At 63.8% G+C, this 20,890-nt stretch carries 18 protein-coding genes and 1 riboswitch; of the genes, 7 read left to right on the top strand and 11 right to left on the bottom strand.

The genetic code is table 11. The features are described 5' to 3' along the window. Positions 1 to 28 precede the first annotated feature (28 nt). From V7S54_RS08185 to V7S54_RS08160, 6 genes are all read right to left on the bottom strand, one after another. The gene (locus V7S54_RS08185) at positions 29 to 1,018 is read right to left on the bottom strand and encodes a beta-ketoacyl-ACP synthase III (protein ID WP_336408177.1); all 990 of its coding nucleotides are present in this window, start codon (positions 1,016 to 1,018) and stop codon (positions 29 to 31) included. Further along, on the bottom strand, positions 1,015 to 2,283 hold the full coding sequence (locus tag V7S54_RS08180) for an adenosylmethionine--8-amino-7-oxononanoate transaminase (RefSeq protein WP_336408176.1): 1,269 nt from the start codon (positions 2,281 to 2,283) through the stop codon (positions 1,015 to 1,017). Before V7S54_RS08180 ends, V7S54_RS08185 begins: the two co-directional genes overlap by 4 nt. Further along, entirely contained in the window at positions 2,280 to 2,918 is a 639-nt protein-coding gene (gene bioD / locus V7S54_RS08175; RefSeq protein ID WP_336408175.1) for a dethiobiotin synthase, read from the bottom strand. The genes V7S54_RS08180 and bioD overlap by 4 nt, the downstream gene beginning before the upstream one ends. Further along, a complete protein-coding gene (locus V7S54_RS08170; protein WP_336408174.1) occupies positions 2,915 to 4,060 on the bottom strand; it encodes an 8-amino-7-oxononanoate synthase in 1,146 nt (381 codons plus the stop codon). Before V7S54_RS08170 ends, bioD begins: the two co-directional genes overlap by 4 nt. Continuing rightward, entirely contained in the window at positions 4,057 to 5,073 is a 1,017-nt protein-coding gene (gene bioB, locus V7S54_RS08165) for a biotin synthase BioB (protein WP_336408173.1), read from the bottom strand. The genes V7S54_RS08170 and bioB overlap by 4 nt, the downstream gene beginning before the upstream one ends. A gap of 402 nt (positions 5,074 to 5,475) precedes the next feature. Continuing rightward, positions 5,476 to 5,596, top strand: a riboswitch (TPP riboswitch). Further along, positions 5,562 to 5,699 carry a hypothetical protein gene (locus V7S54_RS08160; RefSeq protein ID WP_162770845.1) on the bottom strand — a complete coding sequence of 46 codons (138 nt, stop codon included), beginning with the start codon at positions 5,697 to 5,699 and terminating at the stop codon, positions 5,562 to 5,564. (Overlaps the previous riboswitch by 35 nt.) A gap of 57 nt (positions 5,700 to 5,756) precedes the next feature. On the opposite strand from V7S54_RS08160, the gene thiO reads away from it, so the two are divergent. The 4 genes from thiO to V7S54_RS08140 are packed head-to-tail and all read left to right on the top strand — an operon-like array spanning position 5,757 to position 8,301. Then, the gene (gene thiO / locus V7S54_RS08155; protein ID WP_336408172.1) at positions 5,757 to 6,728 is read left to right on the top strand and encodes a glycine oxidase ThiO; all 972 of its coding nucleotides are present in this window, start codon (positions 5,757 to 5,759) and stop codon (positions 6,726 to 6,728) included. Continuing rightward, positions 6,725 to 6,922: a sulfur carrier protein ThiS gene (gene thiS, locus V7S54_RS08150; RefSeq protein ID WP_057251890.1), complete on the top strand. Its 198-nt coding sequence runs from the start codon at positions 6,725 to 6,727 to the stop codon at positions 6,920 to 6,922. Before thiO ends, thiS begins: the two co-directional genes overlap by 4 nt. A gap of 3 nt (positions 6,923 to 6,925) precedes the next feature. Beyond that, positions 6,926 to 7,699: a thiazole synthase gene (locus V7S54_RS08145; RefSeq protein ID WP_336408171.1), complete on the top strand. Its 774-nt coding sequence runs from the start codon at positions 6,926 to 6,928 to the stop codon at positions 7,697 to 7,699. Beyond that, positions 7,696 to 8,301, top strand: coding sequence for a thiamine phosphate synthase (locus V7S54_RS08140; RefSeq protein ID WP_336408170.1), 606 nt, complete (start codon positions 7,696 to 7,698; stop codon positions 8,299 to 8,301). Before V7S54_RS08145 ends, V7S54_RS08140 begins: the two co-directional genes overlap by 4 nt. Before the next feature lie 41 nt (positions 8,302 to 8,342). On the opposite strand, the gene V7S54_RS08135 is transcribed toward V7S54_RS08140, so the two are convergent. Beyond that, entirely contained in the window at positions 8,343 to 10,025 is a 1,683-nt protein-coding gene (locus tag V7S54_RS08135; RefSeq protein WP_336408169.1) for an amidohydrolase family protein, read from the bottom strand. Between the two features lie 171 nt (positions 10,026 to 10,196). Here V7S54_RS08135 and V7S54_RS08130 point away from each other — a divergent pair, with 171 nt between their 5' ends. From V7S54_RS08130 to V7S54_RS08120, 3 genes are all read left to right on the top strand, one after another. Next, positions 10,197 to 14,312, top strand: a complete 4,116-nt coding sequence (locus V7S54_RS08130; protein WP_336408168.1) for an AAA family ATPase — start codon at positions 10,197 to 10,199, stop codon at positions 14,310 to 14,312. Continuing rightward, a complete protein-coding gene (locus V7S54_RS08125; RefSeq protein ID WP_336408167.1) occupies positions 14,309 to 15,868 on the top strand; it encodes a B12-binding domain-containing radical SAM protein in 1,560 nt (519 codons plus the stop codon). The genes V7S54_RS08130 and V7S54_RS08125 overlap by 4 nt, the downstream gene beginning before the upstream one ends. Positions 15,869 to 16,035: 167 nt before the next feature. Continuing rightward, positions 16,036 to 17,109 (top strand): glycoside hydrolase family 25 protein, encoded by a 1,074-nt coding sequence (locus tag V7S54_RS08120; protein ID WP_336408166.1) that lies wholly within the window; start codon positions 16,036 to 16,038, stop codon positions 17,107 to 17,109. A gap of 110 nt (positions 17,110 to 17,219) precedes the next feature. On the opposite strand, the gene V7S54_RS08115 is transcribed toward V7S54_RS08120, so the two are convergent. The 4 genes from V7S54_RS08115 to V7S54_RS08100 are packed head-to-tail and all read right to left on the bottom strand — an operon-like array spanning position 17,220 to position 20,889. Then, positions 17,220 to 18,227: a ScyD/ScyE family protein gene (locus V7S54_RS08115; protein WP_336408165.1), complete on the bottom strand. Its 1,008-nt coding sequence runs from the start codon at positions 18,225 to 18,227 to the stop codon at positions 17,220 to 17,222. Beyond that, positions 18,206 to 18,928 carry a formylglycine-generating enzyme family protein gene (locus V7S54_RS08110; RefSeq protein ID WP_442892549.1) on the bottom strand — a complete coding sequence of 241 codons (723 nt, stop codon included), beginning with the start codon at positions 18,926 to 18,928 and terminating at the stop codon, positions 18,206 to 18,208. The genes V7S54_RS08115 and V7S54_RS08110 overlap by 22 nt, the downstream gene beginning before the upstream one ends. Before the next feature lie 28 nt (positions 18,929 to 18,956). Next, positions 18,957 to 20,018, bottom strand: a complete 1,062-nt coding sequence (locus tag V7S54_RS08105; RefSeq protein WP_336408163.1) for an ABC transporter ATP-binding protein — start codon at positions 20,016 to 20,018, stop codon at positions 18,957 to 18,959. Between the two features lie 4 nt (positions 20,019 to 20,022). After that, a complete protein-coding gene (locus V7S54_RS08100) occupies positions 20,023 to 20,889 on the bottom strand; it encodes a carbohydrate ABC transporter permease (RefSeq protein WP_065373369.1) in 867 nt (288 codons plus the stop codon). Between the last annotated feature and the right edge of the window lies 1 nt (position 20,890).

Genomic DNA, 20,890 nt, shown 5'->3' with positions numbered 1-20,890 from the left:
CGCGATTTCCGCACCCGTCTCGCAGCGGCTAAAAGCCCAGCACCACAGCCCCTCCGGTGAGCCCGGCACCCGCCGCCGTCAGCAACAGTTTCTCCCCGCGAGCGAACGGCCGCACTTCCCGCGCCAGCGATAACGACAGCGGGATCGTCGCGGCGGACGAATTTCCGTAGTCCGCGATGGTCCGCACGGTTCTTGCAGGCTCGATGGCAAGGCGATCGCAGACGGCGTCAAAGATCCGGGCGTTGGCCTGATGCGGCACGAAGCGGCTGATCTCTTGGGAATTGCAGCCGGCGGCATCCATTGCGCGGACGGCACAGGCTGTCATCATCTCCACCGCCTGAGCGAACATCTCCCGCCCGTCGCGCATCGTCATCAGGAAATCCTCGGGCAGCAAACCCGGCGAGAACGGTTGGCTGCTGCCGCCGGCAGCGATCGAGATCAGGTCGTAGCGGCTGCCGTCGGCGGCAAGATCAACGCCAAGCAAACCGGTCTGCGGGTCATCGGCGGGCGCGACGACAACAGCTCCGGCTGCATCGGCAAAGAGAACGGCGCTTGCTCTTTCCGCAGGATTGATGCGCCGGCTGAGGATATTGGCCGCCACCACCAGAACCGGTTTTCCCTGCGCGCGCACGAAGCCGTCAGCGAGCGTCAGCGCATAGAGAAACCCCGAGCACGCACCGGCCAGATCGATCGCGCCGGAACGGGTGAGCCCAAGCCGGTGGGCGAGCAAAGGTGCGGAAGGCGGCAGGAGATGATCGGGTGTCGAGGTCGCGAGCAAGGTCAGGGCGACATCGCCCCGCGGCATGCCGGCATCATCAAGCGCCGCCGCGCCGGCGCTCGACGCAAGTCCCGTCAATGTCTCGCCATCCTCAACCCAGCGCCGCTCGCGAATGCCGGTACGACGCTCGATCCAGCCGGGTTCGAGACCAAGCTTCGCTTCGATCTCGCAGTTGGCTACGCGGCGCTCGGGCACGGCATGACCGAAGCCCATGAGCCGCGACGACCGTGCGGCGCTCACAGCCGCCCTGCCACGAAAAGCGACGTCGCCTCGTCGATCGCGCCATAGGCCCGGTCGAGCTCATCGGCGGTCACGCAATAGGGTGGCATCAGATAGATGACGTTGCCGAGCGGGCGGATCAGCAATCGCCGCTCGCGGAAGAAGGCCCTGAGCCGCGGGCCGACCTCGGAGAGGTACCCGCCTCCCGGAACCTTGAGATCAAGGGCAGCAACCGTTCCAAGCTGGCGGGTATTGCGGAAGCGGGGATCGTCGCCGAAGCGAGCGACATGCCGACGCTGCCGTTCGGCCAGCGCGTCGATCCGTTCCCGCACAGGTTCTTCTTTCCAGACGGTAAGATTGGCGAGCGCTGCCGCGCAGGCGATCGGATTGGCCGTATAGGAACTCGAATGGAAGAACGTCTTGCGTCGATCTGTCGAGAGATGCGCCTCGAAGATCTCGGCCGTGCAGAGCGTTGCAGCCAAGGGTAGCGCGCCACCGGTTAGCCCCTTCGAGGTGCAAAGAATATCGGGCGTGATGCCAGCCTGCTCGCAGGCAAACAGCCTGCCCGTCCTTCCCCATCCGGTCATCACCTCGTCGGCGATCAACAGGCTGCCATGCCGTTCGGCAATCCGTTTCAACTCGGCAAGCACGGAAGCCGGGTAGGTCTTCATGCCGCCTGCACCGAGGAGCAGTGGTTCGATTAACAGGGCCGCAACCTCGCCGGTGGCACAGGCCGCCTCGAATGAATCGAGAGTCTCCTGTTCGCGACCCGGCTCCGGAAACGGTAGCCGATCGACGGCGAAGAGCAACGACGCGTAAGGCGTATTGAAGACGCCCCTTTCCCCCGCCGACATCGTGCCGATCGTGTCGCCATGATAGCCATGTTCGAGCACACAGATGCGATTTCGCGGCCGGCCGAGATTGTGGAAGAAACCAAGTGCCATCTTCAGCGCGACTTCGACCGCGGTCGAGCCGCTGTCGGAATAGAACACATGGGCGAGCCCGGAGGGCGCGATCTCGATCAACCCGCTCGCCAGGTCCTCCGCCGGCGCATGCGTATATTCGGCGAAGATCAGTTGGTCGTAGGTTTGCGAGGCTGCGCGGATCGCTTCCATGATGGCGGGATGCCGGTGGCCATGGGTGATGACCCACCAGGACGAGATCGCATCGAGGATCGCCGCCCCGTTTTCGTCGATGAGATAGGCGCCCTCGGTCCGGACGACACGTCGCATCGCCGGCTCCAGTGCATGCTGGGTGAAGGGATACCAGACGGTGGAGTTTCTCATGCCGGCACCTCCAGCAAATCGTCGATGTCGAAATTTTCGCGAAACGCCTGCCGCAGCCGTTCCGGCGTCAACGGGTCGAGCCGCGGTAGCCGCCCAAGCCGTCGAACCTCCCCAAGTTCCGCGATGATCGCTTCGCTGTCCGCCTGCTCGTCGCCGATGAAGACGACACCCAGGACCGGGATCGCACGGCGCCGGAGCGCCTCGAGCGACAACAGCGTGTGATTGATCGTGCCGAGCCCGGTGCGAGCACAGAGAATGACCGGGATTTGCCAGCGCGCGAATACATCGGCAAAGACGCTCCGCTCGGTGAGAGGCACCAGGAGCCCGCCTGCCCCCTCGATGACGAGCGGGCGATCGACCTTGGGCGGCAAGAGATGTTCAGGCACGATCGACACACCATCGATCCGCGCCGACAGGTGTGGCGAAGCCGGTGTTCGCAGCCGATAGGTCTCAGGCAGGATGCGCTCGGGCGGGATCCGACCGAGCCGCGCTACAGCCTCGCTGTCGGTCTCTTCATCGAGCCCCGACTGCACCGGCTTCCAGTAGCAACCGCAAAGCGCGTCTGTCAGCGCTGCGCAGAATATCGTCTTGCCGATGCCGGTGTCGGTGCCGGTGACGACGAAACGGGGCATCATGACCGCTCCTCCGCCATTGCGACCTTCAGGCGCTCCAGCATGTTCGCGATCATCGGGCGATCGACGTTCAACGTGATCGCGATCCGAAGCCGCGCGGTCCCCTCGGGAACGGTCGGTGGACGGATCGCCCTAATATCGAAACCTTCGGCGCGCATTCGCGCGGCAATCCGCACGGCACGACCGTTGTCGCCGACCGGGACTGGAAGGATCTGCGAGCCGCTGCCTTCGGTGCCGAGGGTTTCGGTGAACACGCGATTGGCGCAGGTCCTGAGATCATCGAACTCCGCCCGCCGCCGAGGCTCATCCACGAGTGTCACAAGAGCCTCGCGGACGGCAGCGGCAATGAGCGGCGAAGGCGCAGTCGCATAGATGAAGTTGCGAGCACGGTTGACGAGGTAGTCGCAGAGCACCGCATTTGCGCTGATCAGAGCACCGGAGACGCCGAGCGCCTTGCCGCAGGTGTGGAGAACGACGAGATTCCGTCGGCCTTCCAATTCCGCGGCCAGACCGCGGCCGTCGGGCCCGAAGACGCCGGTCGCATGCGCTTCGTCGACCACCAGAAAACCATCATGCCGCGCCGCAATCGCGGCGAGATCCGCAAGCGGCGCCCGGTCGCCGTCCATCGAATAGAGGCTTTCGACGGCAATCCAGGGATGTCCCATGCCGCCGTGCTTGCGCCACGTGCCGATCGCATCGGCGAAGGCGTCGACGTCGTTGTGCTTGACCGCGACCGCGCCGGCCCTGCTTGCGGCGATACCCTCATGGGCACTCGCATGGATCAGGGCATCGTGGACGATGATGTCGTCGCGCTGCGGCAGCGTCGAAAACAAGGCGGCATTGGCCGCATAGCCGCTACCGAAGAACAGCGTTCGCTCCGCGCCAAAGAAGGTGGCCGCCTCCGCCTCCAGCGCCTCATGTTCCGCATGGTTGCCGCGCAACAGCCGCGAACCGCCGGCCCCGACCGGCACGCCGCGCTCGATCGCTGCGACAATTGCAGCCTTCAGGCGCGGCGATCCGGCGAGGCCAAGATAGTCGTTCGAGGTGAAGTCGATGCCGTCCCCGGCGACGAGCTCGCGCCGACGCCCCTTGCGCTCGAGGCCATGAAGCGTCTTCTCCTGGCGAGCGAAGAGGCCCGCGGTCATTCGGCCGCTTCCGGTTCTGCCGTAAGCGCCATCGGCTTCAGCCCGAGGCGGCGGAAGAGGGCCGCATCGTAGTCCTCGCCGGGGTTGTCGGCCGTCAGCAGCGTCTCGCCGACGAAGATAGAATTGGCGCCGGCGAAGAAACAGAGCGCCTGCATCTCGTCGCTCATATCGGTGCGGCCGGCCGAAAGGCGGACATGCGACTGTGGCATCAGGATGCGCGCCAGCGCGATGGTGCGAACGAAATCGATCGGATCGACCGGCGCCGCATCGGCAAGCTTCGAGCCCGGAATCGGAATCAGCATGTTGATCGGCACGCTTTCGGGGGGCACCGGCAGATTGGCGAGCGTCACCAGCATCGAGATCCGATCGTCAGCCGTCTCGCCCATGCCGAGAATACCGCCTGCGCAGACCTTTATGCCCGCGTCGCGGACGTTCGCCAACGTTTCCAGCCGGTCGGCAAAACTGCGGGTGGTGATGATCTCGCCGTAGAAGCGCTCCGACGTATCGACATTGTGGTTGTAGTAATCGAGCCCGGCATCTGCGAGCCGCCCGGATTGTTCCGGCGTCAGCATGCCAAGCGTCATGCAGGTCTCCATGCCGAGCGACCGCACACCGCCGATCATGGCGACGATCGCCTCCATGTCGCGCTCCTTCGGGCTGCGCCAGGCGGCGCCCATGCAATAGCGCGTCGCGCCGCCGTCCCTCGCTTTCCGTGCTTCCGCAAGCACCCGCTCGACTTCCATCAGTTTCGACGCTTTCAGCCCCGTCGGGTAATGTGCCGACTGGCTGCAATAGCCGCAGTCTTCGGCGCAGCCGCCGGTCTTGATCGACAGCAGGCGGCTCATCTGGATGGCATTGGGGTCGAACTGGGCGCGGTGAACGGACTGGGCACGAAACAGAAGGTCGTTGAACGGCAAGTTATAGATTTCTTGCGCGTCGGCCAGACTCCAGGCGGTTTTGGCGGGCTTGGCGGCTCCCGAGGTCGGCTCGGTCGAACTGTTTGTGTCCAGCATGTTCGTTCACTTCCCTGTTTGCGGCAAAGCAAAATAGATAGAATCCATTATTATCTATAATTTTCACGGACACCGCATCAAGCAACCACCTAAAAGGAGAGCGTACGCTAATTAATCAACCATCGCGTGCTTATGTGCGCCTCGACGGCTGCGGTCAGAAGGGCAAATACCGCGACTTTCCGCCGCGGCGGCATCAGCTGATGGCGATAACAGCAACGGCCAGATGCCCGGATTTTCGGGACCTTGCGCCTTGCACTAGCCGTCGATCTCTCGACCAATGCCCGCTACCGACACCACCGAGCCTCAAGAACACACGTCCTTCCACTTTTTATAGATAATTTTTTGCGCACGAGGTACACACCGGCAGCCCTTGACAAAATCCGATCCAGCCGCTCAGTTTGAAGCATTCACCAGGGGTGTCCCGACAAGGGGCTGAGATTCTGCTAGGCGGTTTCCGCGGCGCAGTGACCCGTTGAACCTGATCCAGTTCATACTGGCGTAGGGACGGTGCAGACATCGCTGCCGCATTCGCGTTCGCGCGAGCAGATCTCGGCAAGGCGTCCTTCCCTCTCTTCCGGTCCGAGCTGGGTCTCCAACAATGGAGCCTCGGCAATGCGTATCTTCATCGCGATTCTGCTTCCTTCAGACCGACGTTCGGCTCGCCGCAGCTGGGCGCATTGACCATGCGCGCCCTGATCAAAGGTGCCGGCGTCGTCGGGCTGACCTTGGCGCATGAGCTGATCGCCCGCGGCGTCGAGGTGGCCGTTGCCGAGCGGCAGCCGGACTTCGGCGGGGCGGCCTCGTGGTTTGCCGGCGGCATGCTGGCGCCCTGGTGTGAACGCGAGAGCGCCGAGGAAACGGTGCTGACGCGCGGCATCGACGCCATCGACTGGTGGGACCGCGCGCTTCCGGGCGAAGTGTCGCGCAACGGCACCCTCGTCGTCGCTCCGCCGCGAGACGCCGGTGAACTCAAACGCTTCGCTTCGCGCACGACCGGCTTCGAATGGCTCGACGAAAAAGCGATCGCAAGGATCGAGCCGGCGCTTGCCGGACGCTTCCGAGAGGCGCTGTTCTTCCCGGGCGAGGCGCATCTCGACCCTCGTCGAGCGCTAGTCCTGCTGCGGCAAAAGCTCGTCGAGCACGGCGTCGCCTTCATCGGCGAGGTGGATAGTAACAGCGACAGCGATCTGATTGCCGACTGCAGCGGCGCTTCGCGCATCGGCGCCATCGCCGGCCTGCGCGGCGTGCGCGGCGAGATGCTCTATCTGCAGACCGGCGAAGTGGAATTGTCGCGGCCAGTCCGCCTGATCCATCCGCGTATCCCGCTCTACATCGTGCCGCGCGGCGATGGCCTCTTCATGTGCGGGGCGACCATGATCGAAACCGACGACGGCGGTCCGATCACCGCCCGCTCGCTGATGGAGTTGCTGAACGCAGCCTATGCGCTTCACCCCGCCTTCGGCGAGGCGCGCCTTCTCGAAACCGGCACCGGCGTCCGGCCGGCCTTTGCCGACAATCTGCCGCGCGTCACGCGTGCCGGAACCACCATCACGCTCAACGGGCTCTACCGCCACGGCTTCCTGCTTTCACCGGCCTTGGCCGAGGAAGCGGCGGATCTTGCCCTTGCCCGGAACCTGAAGGGAGACGCCGCATGAAATTGACCGTCAACGGCGAGGATCACGACCTCACAGTCACGACCCTTGCCGAACTCCTGGCCGCACTCGACTTCGAAGGGGACTGGCTTGCCACCGCCGTCAACGGCGAGCTGGTGCACCGAGCCGACCGTTCGGCCCATTCCCTCAGTGATCGCGACCGGATCGAAATTCTCTCGCCGATGAAAGGAGGCTGAGACATGCTGACGCTTTATGGACAGGAACTGCGTTCCCGCCTGCTTCTGGGCACCGCCCGCTACCCCTCGCCTGCCGCGCTCGAAGACGCGGTTCGTTCGTCGGCGACCGAGATCGTCACGGTTTCGCTGCGTCGCGAAACCGCCGGCGGCCGCCAGGGCGGCGCCTTCTTCGAACTGATCCGGTCGCTCGGCGTACATGTGCTGCCAAACACGGCCGGCTGCCACTCGGTGTCGGAGGCGGTGCTGACTGCCAAGATGGCACGCGAGGTCTTCGGCACCAACTGGATCAAGCTCGAAGTCATCGGCCATCAGGACACGCTTCAGCCCGACGTCTTCGGGCTGGTCGAGGCAGCACGCATCCTCTGCGCCGAAGGCTTCGAGGTCTTCCCCTACACGACCGACGACTTGGTGGTCGGCGAACGCCTCGTCGAGGCCGGATGTAGGGTGCTGATGCCCTGGTGCGCGCCGATCGGCAGCGCCATGGGGCCGCAGAACATCCCGGCGCTGCGAGCCATGCGGGCCCATTTTCCGGACATGCCGCTGATCGTCGATGCCGGCATCGGCCGACCCTCACACGCAACCACGGTGATGGAACTCGGCTTCGACGCGGTTCTGCTCAACACCGCCGTGGCCGGGGCAACGAAACCGGCCCTGATGGCCTCGGCCTTCGCCCGGGCAATCGACGCCGGACGCGATGCCTTCGAGGCGGGCATGCTCGAACCACGCGATTTTGCCGTTCCCTCCACGCCCGTCATCGGAAAGGCGGTGTTCGCGTGAAACTCGACCCCTTCTACCTCATCGTCGATAGCGCCCAATGGATCGAGCGGCTGGTGCCGCTCGGCGTGAAACTGGTGCAGCTTCGCGTCAAGGATCGTCCGGAAACGGAGCTTCGCGACGAGATCCGCGCGGCCAAGGCGATCTGTGACCATCATGGGTGCCAGCTCGTCGTCAACGACTACTGGCGCCTCGCGATCGACGAGGGCTGCGATTTCGTCCATCTCGGCCAGGAGGATCTCGCGGATGCGGATCTTGCCGCAATCCGCTCTTCCGGCGTGAAGCTCGGCCTCAGCACCCACGACGAGAGGGAGTTGGTGACGGCGCTTGCCGCCAAACCTGACTATGTCGCGCTCGGACCGATCTATCCGACGATCCTCAAGCAGATGAAATGGGATCCGCAGGGGCTGCCGCGCCTCTCCGCCTGGCGGGAGCGCGTCACGCCGCTGCCGCTCGTTGCGATCGGCGGCCTCAATATCGACCGGATTGCCGGCGTCTTCGAGCATGGCGCCGACAGCGCCGCGGTCGTCACCGATATCACGCTGAATGCCGATCCCGAGGGGCGGACGCGGGAGTGGATTGCACGCACCGCGCCGTGGCGCTGATCCAGGAAAACAGCAGGATCACCTGACGGCGCGGCTCTGCCTCAGGCAATCGCCAGTCCGGAAAGCCAGGCCGAACCCAGGCCGTGCTTGTCGCAATAGGCGGTAAGCCGGTCGCGCGTTTTGCCCGGCCGGTCGAGACCGAGAAAGCGGGAAGCGTTCCTCCAGAGGATATTCTGCTGGTGCTCGTCGCTGACGCTAGCGAGCGTCATCTGCTCGACTATTCTCGAAACATAGGCGTTGTAGTCCTTCTCCAGCGCCATCATCGACCAGTCGGTGCCGAACATGAGATGGCGGGCGTCGGGGTCATAATCATCAAGCCATTCGTCCAGCAGCTGCCGGATCTTCGCGTGAAGATTCTTGTCGTCGCTGCTGACCAGCTCGCTGAGATAACTCAAATCCGCGAACAGGTTCGGGCGACGCTCGTGATCGATCGTCCTGCCGATGATCTCTTCCCAGGTCGGCGGCCCGGAAAACTTGTCCTGGGCACAGGAGACCATCACGCCCGTCGGCGCCCCCGGGCGCAGGATTTCGTCGAAGGCGCCGAAATGCGCCAGGTTGATCCGCAGCTTGTCGTACTGGTTCGTGTCGAGCAGCTTCTTCCAATAGGCGGGGCTTGCAAGATTGCCATAGCCGCAGCCGGCCCCGATGCTGTTTTCCGCATGGGCCATGATCGGCACATCGTTGTCGCGACACCAGACGTAAAGCCGCTTGAGCGCGGCATCGATCGCCGGATCCGCATTGCCCCACGCCTTGAAGCCCATCGGCGGATAGATTTTGACGCCGATGAAGCCCTTTTCCATGATCGCATACTGGACGCTTGCCAGCGATGAACCCGGCCTTTGCGCTTCCCGATGCGGATCGAAGCCGACGAAGCTGTGCATGCGGATGCCGTGCTTCCTGGTGACGATCTGCTGGACCTCGTCCATGACATCGATCTGGTCGCGCTGTGGCGACGATGTCCCGTGAAGCGATCTATCGAAGTCCAGGATGCTCGGCGTGATCAGAGAGAGCCGACATTTGGACGCGAAGATCTTGATATAGGCTTCCGCCAGGTTTTCCCGATAGTCTTGCATCAGCCGGACGAAGGAAAGATAGGTTCCGATCTGGTCGTGCGCCTTTGCAGCGGTGGCCAACGTATCGACATCCTCTTCACTCACACCGCCGTCCGAACGCCGCTGGAATGTCTGCAGATTGGGCGCGCCGCCGAGCTGGCGCAGCAGGCCGTCGTAGTCAGGCGATTCGCCGACGCTGCGCCTCGAGAACGTCGAGCGTTGCTCGTCTGCGCGCGCGACCAGCTCCCTTATCGCGACGCGCAATTGTTCATCCTTGCGCCGCGCGAGCTCGGCGTCGGAAAGCCGCCGCGCGCCTTTTTTCAGAACAGCAAGTTCATGCTTGGCTTTGGGCGCGACGTCGCCAAGCGCTGTCACCAGGAAGACCACCAGGGCATTTTCCAGCCCCTTCGCCTCCTGCGCGTTCGAGGAGAGCCTTTTCTCCGGCATCTTCTCGCGCAGCGCCACGTAGCGAACCAGACCATCCACCGGCACATCGGCCGCATTGAAGAAATGGCAATGAACATCGATGATCGGATGACTGAGACTGCAGGCGCCGGGCGAAGGCAGATGCCGGCACCCGGAAAGCACATTTGCAAGCACGCCCGCCGAAACCAGCCGCAAGACATCGCGGCGCGTCACGGCGGCGACCGGACCAGCCCAGTCGACCCCCATCGTCCCCTCCTGTTGCGAGACCCCCTCGAACAATCGGGCAAACATTACTCCGTCCGAAAGCCGCGCGAAACAGATATTTACTTGCCGTTACTGGCGTCCCCTAGATCAGCGTGAGCCGACTTTCAGTCAGACAGGAGGCGTGTTACTCTAAAATCTTGGGGAGAATTTTGCGTGGTTGGTGGCGCCGGCAAATATGAGTTCCAACGTTACCTGTCCGGAGCCCTGGTCCAATGGTCCTCCCCGGCAGCGACGGAATCGGCTGCCCCCGCACGGGAAGACTTCCTCGGCTCGCTGCTTTTCGCCGACATTTCCGGCTTTACGCGTTTGACCGCCAAATGGTCCGAAAGTGACCGCGCTGCCGGCGCCGAACGCGTCAGCCTGCTTCTGAACGCCTTCATGGGCGAGCTCATCAACCATATCGAGGAGCATGGCGGCACGGTCTTGAGTTTCGCCGGCGACAGCCTGATTGCCGGCTGGCGGGCACCGTCCCCGGATGAGCTCGAACAGACGGCCTGGCGCAGCTGTTATTGCGCCGAACGGATCCGCGAGCAAATCGGCGGGCCGGGTAATCCCGAAGACGCGCTTCAACTGCGCATCGCCGTCGGTGCCGGCGCCATCACGCTGCTGCACCTGCTGCCGCGCGCGGACCAGCGTTGGCTGATCGTCGCAGGCGACTGCCTGGCCCAGGCCGATCATGTCGGCCAACTGAGCGACGCCGGAGAAATTCTCGTCTCCGATGCCGCGTGGCAGCTGATCGGCAGGCGCGCCAAGGGCGGGCTGAACCGGGAAGGGACCACACGCCTCCATAGCATCGAGCCCTTCTCGACCACGAAGGAAGCGCCCCGCACTCAGCCGGGCTCCGCAACCGACCGGCTTGAGGCCTATCTACCCCTTTCGCTGCGCAGCCGCCTGCTCTCACCGCTTTCACAATGGCTCGCAGACCTCAGGACCGTGACCGCGCTTTTCGTGCATATCGTCGGGCGCGATCTCGATACGGATCTCGATCGGTTGAACAAGCTCGTAGCACGATCGATTGCTGTCGTCGGCCGCACCGGTGGAGAGATCCTGCACACAGCCCTCCATTCCGGCGGGCTCGAAGTCTTCGCCGTCTTCGGCCTGCCCGGCAAGAAACATGCCGACAATGCGCGCCGGGCGATCATCGCTGCCCTTCGCCTGTCGAACGAGCTCGGCGAGCCGGATCTCGGCCTGTCGGCCGGCATCTCGACCGGCGAGAGCTTCTGCGGCGCACTCGGCACGATCCATCGTGCCGACTACACCGTCGTTGGAGCCGCCGTGAACATGGCCTCCCGGCTGGCGAGCGTTGCCGCAGGCCGCATTCTCGTCGACCAGGCGACGGCGAAGGAGACTGCCGGCCAGATTGCTTTTTCCGGCCCCTGGACACTTGCCGTGCCCGGCATGCGCGGCGGCGTGGTCGCCTTCGCGCCGATTGCCGAGACCGTCGCGACGATCGACACCAAGTCCCCCGTTCTCTTCAACCGGGCGCCCGAACTTGCAGCACTCAACGCGTACGTGGAGCGCGCAGGCAGAGGACAGGCCACCGGCGTGATGATCGTCAAGGGTGATTCCGGCGTCGGCAAATCGGCGCTGCTTCGTTCCTTCGTCGAAGCCTGCCGTGACCATGGAAGCCAGGTTCTGGTCGGCAATGCCGACGATATCGAAAGCGACGTGCCCTATTTTGCCTGGCGCGGCGTGATCCGCGACCTGCTTGGTATCGGTGACCTGCGCGGCGCCGAAGCCTCCGATCAGGTGATGCAGTTCTTCGCCCACCGAGCGGAACTCGCCCATCTGGCGCCGTTGCTGAACGATGCCATCAACCTCACCTTGACCGACACGGTCGAGACCCGGGCGATGTCGGGCGACGGGCGGTCGCACCGGCTGCGTGAATTGCTGCGCGACCTGATGGCCGACAGCCTTTCCTGGGGGCGCGGCCTGGTGGTGCTCGAGGACGTCCACTGGCTGGACGAGGCATCCGGTCAGCTGTTGGGCCGATTGGTTTCCGGAACGGCGCCGATCCCGGTCGTTGTGTCAACCCGCACGGCCAGGACGCAGCAGGACCTGACGCGGTGGACCGGACAACACCACAATGGTGCGCAGACACTTGATCTCTTGCCGCTCGACTTCGAGGGCACGATTTCACTCGTGCGCGCGTCGATCGGCAGCAGTTCCCCGGCAGATGGATTCTGCGAAGCGGTCTATGCGCAGTCGGCTGGAAACCCGCTGCTCATACGCGAAATCTGTCGGATGATCGGCGAACGGCGGTTGCCGAAGGCTGCGGAAACCCAGGCGCCCCTGTCGCTCGCCGAAACCCGTTCAAACGAAGCGACCTTGCTCAATACGGCCAAGGTCACCGTGATCGCCCGAACCGACCAGCTTTCGGCCGAGCTCCAGGCTCTCCTGAAGATCGCAAGCGCCATGGGCGCGACCTTTTCCATCGCCGAACTCCAGGCGCTTTCACCGATCAGGAAGTCCGCCTTGGACATCGAGGCAAGCATCGAGCGGCTGCAGGCGGCCCATCTGATCAAACCCATGGACGACCGTCCGGGTCGTTTCACATTCAGTCACGCCGTCATCCGACAGGCCATCTACGACAGCATGCTGTCGGAACAGCGCCGTGAGGCACATCGGGCCATCGCCCAGGCGATGGAGGAAAGCGGGCAGCCCGACAATGCGGAAAACCTGCCGCGCATATTGAGCCATTGGGAGCGCGCCGGCGATGCAGCTCTGGCATTCAACTACCTGGATCGTGTCGCCGAGCTGCGTCTGCGCCAGTTCGACAATGCCGCCGTCGTCGACCTGATCGAGCGCTTTTTCAAGACCGCGCGCGAGCTCTCGATCACGATCACGCCTGCCCGGCGGGCGGCCGCCTGTTTCCTGCTCGGGGAGGCCAGTCTCAATCTCGGCCGCGCCGAGGCTGCGAGGCATGCCTATGAGGAGGGCCTACGGCTTTCCGGCCTGCCGCTTCCACGCACATCGGCCGGCCTTGCGCTGCATCTCGTTCTCGATCTTGCCGAACAGGTGTGGCGTCGCGCGACCCACGGGGACAAGGACTGGATTCTGGAGCGCGAGATCTCGCGATCGCCATCCGATCCGTTCCTTCTCGCGGCAAAGGCGCATGAGGACCTGACGCGGATCTACTACTTCACCAGCGAGAAGCTGCGGCTGATCCATGCGACGCTTCGGGCGACGAACCTTGCCGAAAGAAACAAGTATGTCTCGCCGACGACCGCCACCAATTACGCGAGCCTCGGCGCCATATGCGGCGTGATCCCGCTTCACAAACAGGCCGAGCACTACAGCCGATTGGCCGCCGCCCTTTCGGAGCGCGTGGATCAACTGGGAACGCGCGTGCGCGTCGACCTTTTGTCGGGCATGTACCAAATCGGCATCGGCCATTGGCGCGAAGGCAAGCGGGCGTTCGAGGCCGGCCTCAACAACGCCTCGACCGTCGGCGATTTGAGACGCTGGTGCGAGGTGGCCGTTGGCCTCGAGACGATTTCCGGTCCCTGGTTGCTGACCTCCGCCTTCGAAGGCATTGCACCTTGGGAGATCCTGGTTCAGCGCATCTGCGAAGAGGGCCGCAGGCGCGGCGACACCCAGGTGCTTGGATGCGGCCTGCTCGGCCGCCTCAGGGGTCATGCGGCGCTGGGCCGATGGGCCGCCATCGACGCCGATCTCGATGAACTCAGGCAGATCATCACCGCCAAGGCCGACGGACTGGAACTCGTGCATTGCATCGAGGGCGCATCGCTTCTGGCGGAAGCCGCCCGGCGGCAAGGCGACACGCGCGAAGCAAAGGCGTGGTTCGAACGCGCATTCTCCTGGTGCCAGACGCTCAACCCGGCAATGAAGACGCGAACCCTGCCTGCGCTTGCCCGGCTGTTCGACGTCGCGAGCGACACGGATGGCGGCGACCCGGCAGCGGCACAGCTTGTCCTGCGAAAGCTCGAGCGGTTCGCGCGCGTCTATCCGATCGGCCGCCCAACGGCAGCACTCGGCGAGGCGACCCTTTACCTGCATCACGGCCAGCAACGACGCGCCGAGCGGGTGGCGCGATACGCCTTCGCAGAGGCGATACAATTGGAGATGCCGGCCGTGGCGCTCGCCTCGTTGCACCACCCGGCGGGGCCGAAGGATGCTGCGGCGTGGCAGGCCCTGGAGACAATGTTTGCCGTTCGGCAAAACACCTGGGGCGAGGTCCTCCAGCTCGATCAGGCCGAGTTTCCGCCCCATGTCCCGGTTGTTGCGTTCGAGGGAGGCCATGCGTGAACCAGTATCGAGTGCCTCGCGTCCTGATCGTGCTTGCGCATTTCGACGAGACCAGAAATCCGGAAGGTCGCCCCGATTTCATCCCGCAGGGAACCGGCCACCTGTTCCTGGCCGGCGCCTTCGCCCCTAATCGCGTGAGCCTTCGCGCCTACAGCGAATTTCACGACGGGCCGCTCGTCGACGAAGCGGCTTTCGCGGAACTCGACATGCTGGTGCTGACCGGGGTCACCGCCGCCTTCGACCGGATGCGTCATCTGACCGCCTATGCCCGCACGAAATCGCCAGGCTGCGTCATCGTCGCCGGCGGGCCGGTCGTCCGCAATCTGCCGGTTTCGAGCGCCGAAACCTTCGATTACGCCTGCGAAGGTGACGTCGAGGAGATGCAGGCGGTTATCACGGAGGTCTTTGGCGAATGGGCCGTCTCCGAGACGATCCTGCCGCGCTTCGACCTCGCCGGCTGGGGCGGCCCGGTCAGCTATGTCGAGACGAGCCGCTACTGCAATTTCAAGTGCAGCTTCTGTGCGCTCACCGCCGAAGGCCGGCGCTATCACAGCTACGACCTCGGCTATATCGAAGCGCAATTGCGCAATGTCCCGGCCAAGAAATACGTGCTGTTCATCGACAACAATTTCTACGGCAACAGCAAGGATGCCTTCCATGCCAAGCTCGACCTGATCCGGTCGCTTTGGAAAGAGGGGCTGTTTCAGGGTTGGATTGCGCTCGTCACCGGGGATTTCTTTCGAGACCCCGACAATCTCGAAGCGGTGCGGGCGGCCGGCTGTCTCGGCCTTTTCAGTGGCGTCGAGACGCTGAACGAAGCGCAATTGAAGCGCTACCAGAAGAAACAGAACCTCGTGGTGCCGCAGCTGGAAGCCATTCAGACCTGCCTCAAAGCCGGCGTCGCCTTCCAGTACGGGCTGATGTTCGACCCGTCGTCGCAGACGATGCAGGCGATGCAGGACGAACTCGCCTTCATCACCGGCGAGAGCAGAATGCCGCTGCCGGCCTTTCTGAGCCTGACGATCCCGCTGTTGGGCACCCCCCTGTTTGACGAATGCGCCGCGGAGGGCCGCTTCCTTCCATCCGCCAAACTGCGCGACATGGATGGGTTTACGCTGATGACCCGTCCCATCGACAACCTTGACGACGTCGCCCTGTTTGCCCGCAAGCTGTCGCGCCTCGACGGCAATCGGACCCAAATCCTGCGCCATTGCCTGGGCTTCTACCGCAATTACCGCCGATCGCTTTCAGGCCGGCAGATGATCCATCTGCTGGCCAACAGCCTGCGCCTCGCTTTGCCCTCGGTCATGCATCGCCATGGTCTTCCGACGCGTTCGGGCAGCGACGACAATCTCACCTATGTCACGACGACGCAGCCGCTTGGGCCGCTCTACACGCCGGCCTTTCGGGTCGGCGAAGGCTTCCGCTCGCATTTCGCGCCAACGATGATCACCGATGCCTCGGGCGCACTTGACGAAACCATTGCCCGCAATCTCGAATTTCGGACCAGCCAGCGGCAACGAACGAGCCTTGGCGTCGAACATAGCCCTGGTTGAAAGTGTCCCTGCGCCTGCGTCAATCTGCCCCTGATTGCAACCTCCAGTGCGTGAAGTTGGGTCGGCTTGGTAAGATTGGATTCAAACTTTTTGGGTAAGCTTCCGTTAGCTATTTCACACCTGTCGGCCGGCGATCGCCGTCGACCTTGTTTTGCGTACGGGTGCCCATGCGTCTTTCAGCTGCGACCGCAATCATCTTTGCCGGCCTGGTTTCCGGCTGCTCTTCCAGTTCGAGCCTGGACACGATCGCACCGCGGCCGTCGCGCGAAACGACCAGCTCTGTCGTGCTTTCGGCCGCGCCGGTACCCGCCGCCAATGTCGGCGCAAGGGTGGCCGAGGTCACGCCGCCCCAGAGCGTCCAATCCGCACCGCCGCAGGAAATGCTCGCCTGGGCCGGCCCGGTTCCGGAGCCCGAAGCCTTTGCGCCCACGGCCAATACCACGACGACCACGACGACCCTGGCCACGCCCGTTCCGGGCGCGCGCCCGGTCGCCTTCGTCGCGCCGGACAATCCGGTGACGCAGGCGATGCCGCAGGGGCGTTCGCGGATCTACGGTCACCGTTTCCGCGACGCCAAGCCGATCAATTTCGGCCGCGCCAAAAATCCGCGCAAGATGGCCGTTCACGGCGTCGATGTCTCACGCTGGCAGGGCGAGATCGACTGGACGAAGCTGCGCACTCAAGGGGCGAACTTCGCCTTCATCAAGGCGACGGACGGCGGCGACCATCTGGACCCGATGTTCAAGAAGAACTGGCGCGCCGCCAAGGCGGCCGGCATGCGGCGCGGCGCCTATCACTTCTTCTACTGGTGCCGCACCGCCGGCGAGCAGGCGGACTGGTTCATTCGCAACGTTCCGCGCGAGCCCGGCGCGCTGCCGCCGGTCATCGACGTCGAATACAACGGCGAATCGAGCTGCAAGCGTCGCCTGTCGCCGGAGCGCGTCCGCGAGAAGATGCAGGTGTTCATGGACAAGCTCGAGGCGCATTACGGCCAGCGCCCGATCATCTACACCGCCCCGGACTTTTATGCCGACAACCTGCAGGGCGCGTTCCAGAAGTATCCGTTCTGGCTGAGGGCCGTGGCCCAGCATCCGTCTAAGGTCTACCCGAACCGCAAGTGGCTGTTCTGGCAGTATTCGGGCTCGGGCCTGTCTCACGGCGTCGACGGCAAGATCGACCTCAACGTCTTCCACGGCAGCGAGGCGGAGTGGCACGACTGGCTGGAGGCGCGGGCGAATTGAGGCTCGGCCACGCTCTACAGCGCCGCTGGTCTTATCAGACGCGCAAAGGTCGCCGTAGCGCTTTGATTTGCTGCATGAGCTCACGATAGTCAGCCCCGGCAACTGCGACGTCAGCGCCTCTCCTTCCGTGTCAGGAAGAGGAGCGTTCCGCCAAGTTCGGAGATGACGATCTGGCTGCTATCCCAAACGAGCACGGAGACCGGTCGCGTCAAGCCGTCGACCACCGTCTCCCGGCTGCCCGTCGCCTTGTCGAGCCGCAGCAGCCGGCCGCTTCCTGACCGGAACCCTTGCTGCTGGTCGTATAGGCCGTGTTCGAGAATGAGCATCTGTCCTTCGTCGTCGAAAGCAATGGCGACCGGTGCGTTCAGGCCCTCAACGTCCGGCCGCACCTCCGTGCGCTCCCCTTTCTCGGCCATCGAAACGACCTTTCCGGCACCGCCGAGGAAGGGAAAGCCGCCGAAGAGCGCGACATAGAGGCGCCCCTCGCGAAGCGCGATACCGGTCGGCACGGCGTCGACCTCGTAGCTGTCTTCACCCTTGAACTCCGTCGGCGAGAGCGTCTCCAACCCAGTCGCCTGTTGCCGCAGACGACGGAAGCTCATGATCGTCTGCTTGCGGCCATCGACCCCAAGACGCTCGACACTGTTGCGCGCGGAGTCGACGACGTAATAGGCATCCTCGACGGCGACAAGGTCGAACGGGTTCCAGAAATCGGCGCTGATGACGTGGCGTCCGCCGGCACCGTCGAGCGCGATGAGCGCATGGTCATAGGGTCCCTCAGCGCCGTTTGCCGGCGTCCAGCCCTGGGCGACGATCAGTTTGTCACCGGCGCGAAACACGCGATAGGGACCGGTTGGGTCGCCGATCACATCGAGCCCATGGGGAAAGACCGGACCGAACGCATCGAAATCGCCGCCCGGCATGCGGCGATAGAGCCGGCCACTGGCGAGATCGGTGACGAGCAGAGCCTCGCCATCGCGAGAAAGGCCGGCGAAGGCGGCACCGGTTTTGCTGAAGCTTTCGAGCCGATAGCCGGGCGCGACCGTCGGCTCGGCAGCGGCTCCTGCTGCCAGAAGCAAAAAGGCGACGAGGATCGTCATCTGCCGGAACGGACGCATCGGAAGCCGCCATTGGCCGAGAACCGGAAATCCGGATCATAAGCCAAACGATAGGTTGTGGTAAGATGCGCCGGATCGCTGTTCCAGGACCCGCCACGCAGTACGCGATACGATCTGGCTCCCTTGGGTTCATAGGGCGCATAGAGATCGCTGGTCCATTCCCAGACATTGCCGATGAGATTGAGCACCCCCTCGCCGCTCGCGCCGGCGGCAAACGACATCGCCGGCGCAGTCATCGGATAGCCGTCGCTCGCATCGCCGGAGCAACAAATCGCCGCGCCGGCATTGACCCGCCAATGATCCGCCGGCGCCATGCCCCAAGGGAACGCCTGTCCCTCGGTTCCGCGCGCCGCTCTCTCATATTGCTGCTCCGACGGAAGGGTGAGGCCGTGATGACGGCAAAAGACGTCGGCATCCGCCCAGCTTACGCCGACGACAGGGTGATCGTCCAAACCAAGTAGCGGGTGATCGGCATAGAAGGCGGAGCGATGACCCGTTGCAGCCACGAAATCCTGATACTGACGATTCGTGATTTCGGTGCGGTTGATCGCGAACGCACCGCCTAGCAATTGCCGACGCGGACGCTCGTTGTCCGGGCCATTATCGCGACCGAAGACGAAGGTGCCGGCGGGAACATCGACGAGCGGATTGCCGGTGATCGGGCCGTCATCCGCGGAGGCTGACCCTGCCGCAAGCGTCAGCGCGATCGACACAGCCACTACCCGGAAATCAGAAGTCGACACGACGCTGAGACTCGCCATCGAACAGAAACACCCGGTCGGCCACGACCTTGATGCCAATCAGCTGGTCGATCTGGCCGGCGAAATTCTTGTCTGCACGCAAGGTCAGCAATTGAGCGCCGAGCCGCAGGCTGACCAGCGTGTTCTCGCCGGTGAGCTCGACCGAATAGATCGGCGCAACCAGATTGACATCGGCGTCTGCGGCGCTCGTTGCCTGGACATCTTCCGGGCGAACACCGAGAACCGCGCGGGGAATGGTCGCCCGGCCGAGCCCACCGACCCTGAAGCCGGCACTTGTGAATACACCGTCGCGCGCCCCGCCCGGAATGAGGTTCATCGGCGGCGAACCGATGAAGCCGGCGACGAACAGCGTGCGCGGATCGCTGTAGATTTCCCGCGGCGTTCCCAGTTGCTCGATCACACCCTTGTTCATGACCGCCACCCGGTGCGCCAGCGTCATCGCCTCGATCTGGTCATGGGTGACGTAAATCGTCGTGACCTGCAACTCGTGCTGAAGATGTTTCAGCTCCGCGCGCATCTGGGTGCGCAGCTTGGCATCCAGATTGGAAAGCGGCTCATCCATGAGAAAGACGCGCGGCGTGCGCACGATCGCCCGGGCGAGCGCGACGCGCTGGCGCTGGCCGCCGGAAAGCTCCTTCGGCAGGCGAGAGAGCATGGTCTCGAGTTCCACCCGGCGTGCGACCTCGGCGATACGTTGCTTGCGTTCCTCCTCAGGCACTTTGCGTATCCTGAGCGGGTAGCCGATGTTCTCCTCGACGGTCAGGTGCGGATAGAGCGCATAGGACTGGAAGACCATAGCCACGTCGCGGTATTTCGGCAGCACGCCATTGATGCGTACCGCATCGATGAAGATGTCACCCGATGTCGCCTCCTCGAGACCGGCAACCATGCGCATTGTCGTGGTCTTGCCGCAGCCGGAAGGGCCGAGCAGGACGAGAAACTCCTTGTCCCGAACCTCCAGATTGAAGTCGGACACCGCGACGAATTCGCCGAACTTCTTGCAGACGTTGCTGAACGTGACGGACGCCATCATCTCACCCCTTGACCGCCCCGAGAGACAGCCCCCGGACGAGATGCTTCTGAACAATGAAAGCGAAGATGACGATCGGCACACAGGCCATGAAGCCGGCGGCGCTTATTTCCCCCCAATAGGTCTTGTACTGCGTCACCCGCCCGGCGATGCCGATCGGCAGCGTCTGCGACTGCTCGGTGAGCGTGATGATCAGGGACAGCAGGAACTCGTTCCACGAGATGATCAGGCAGAAGATGGCCGTCGCCGCAAGCCCGGGCCTGGCGAGCGGCAAAGCGACATGCAGGAAGGCGCCCCAGCGCGTGTCCCCGTCGACAATCGCCGCCTCTTCCAGTTCGACCGGCAGGTCCTGGAAATAGCTCTTCATCATCCAGGTGGCGAACGGCAGGTTGAAGGCCGTGTAGGCGATGATCAGCGCCGACTTCGTGTTGAGCATGTCGAAGTAGTTGAAGAATAGGTAGAGCGGGATGATGCTGACGATCGGCGGCATCATCCGCGTCGACAGGATCCAGAACGAGATCTGCTTGCGCCATTGCCAGGGATAGCTGAAGCGCGCCAGCGCATAACCCGCCATCGTACCAAAAACCACGGAAACGATGGTCGTGCCGACCGCGACGAGGAAGCTGTTCAGCGCGTAACGCAGGAACGGTCGCTGAATGAAGGCTTCGTCATAGTGCTTCAATGTCGGGTTGCGCGGCAGCCATTCGGGCGGCACGGCGAAGATGTCGATGTCGAACTTGAACGAGTTCGCGGCGATCCAATAGATCGGGAAAAGCGTGAACACCAAGGCGACGAGGATCGCCAGATAGGCGGACAGGCGGATGAGCCATTCTCTGGTGCGGCTGCGTGTGGGGAGGGTCGTCGTCGCCATT

It is taken from the genome of Ensifer sp. CCNWLY38 (assembly GCF_037120565.1).
Taxonomy (GTDB): domain Bacteria; phylum Pseudomonadota; class Alphaproteobacteria; order Rhizobiales; family Rhizobiaceae; genus Ensifer; species Ensifer adhaerens_H.
Note: the sequence above shows the minus strand (reverse complement) of the source record. Positions and strands in the feature narration are given on the sequence as shown.

Coding starts and splice junctions, on each gene's coding strand:
- V7S54_RS08180 (WP_336408176.1), bottom strand. CDS start 2,283: ATGAGAAACTCCACCGTCTGGTATCCCTTCACCCAGCATGCACTGGAG.
- bioD (WP_336408175.1), bottom strand. CDS start 2,918: ATGATGCCCCGTTTCGTCGTCACCGGCACCGACACCGGCATCGGCAAG.
- V7S54_RS08170 (WP_336408174.1), bottom strand. CDS start 4,060: ATGACCGCGGGCCTCTTCGCTCGCCAGGAGAAGACGCTTCATGGCCTC.
- bioB (WP_336408173.1), bottom strand. CDS start 5,073: ATGCTGGACACAAACAGTTCGACCGAGCCGACCTCGGGAGCCGCCAAG.
- V7S54_RS08160 (WP_162770845.1), bottom strand. CDS start 5,699: ATGAAGATACGCATTGCCGAGGCTCCATTGTTGGAGACCCAGCTCGGA.
- thiO (WP_336408172.1), top strand. CDS start 5,757: ATGCGCGCCCTGATCAAAGGTGCCGGCGTCGTCGGGCTGACCTTGGCG.
- thiS (WP_057251890.1), top strand. CDS start 6,725: ATGAAATTGACCGTCAACGGCGAGGATCACGACCTCACAGTCACGACC.
- V7S54_RS08145 (WP_336408171.1), top strand. CDS start 6,926: ATGCTGACGCTTTATGGACAGGAACTGCGTTCCCGCCTGCTTCTGGGC.
- V7S54_RS08135 (WP_336408169.1), bottom strand. CDS start 10,025: ATGGGGGTCGACTGGGCTGGTCCGGTCGCCGCCGTGACGCGCCGCGAT.
- V7S54_RS08120 (WP_336408166.1), top strand. CDS start 16,036: ATGCGTCTTTCAGCTGCGACCGCAATCATCTTTGCCGGCCTGGTTTCC.
- V7S54_RS08115 (WP_336408165.1), bottom strand. CDS start 18,227: ATGCGTCCGTTCCGGCAGATGACGATCCTCGTCGCCTTTTTGCTTCTG.
- V7S54_RS08105 (WP_336408163.1), bottom strand. CDS start 20,018: ATGGCGTCCGTCACGTTCAGCAACGTCTGCAAGAAGTTCGGCGAATTC.
- V7S54_RS08100 (WP_065373369.1), bottom strand. CDS start 20,889: ATGGCGACGACGACCCTCCCCACACGCAGCCGCACCAGAGAATGGCTC.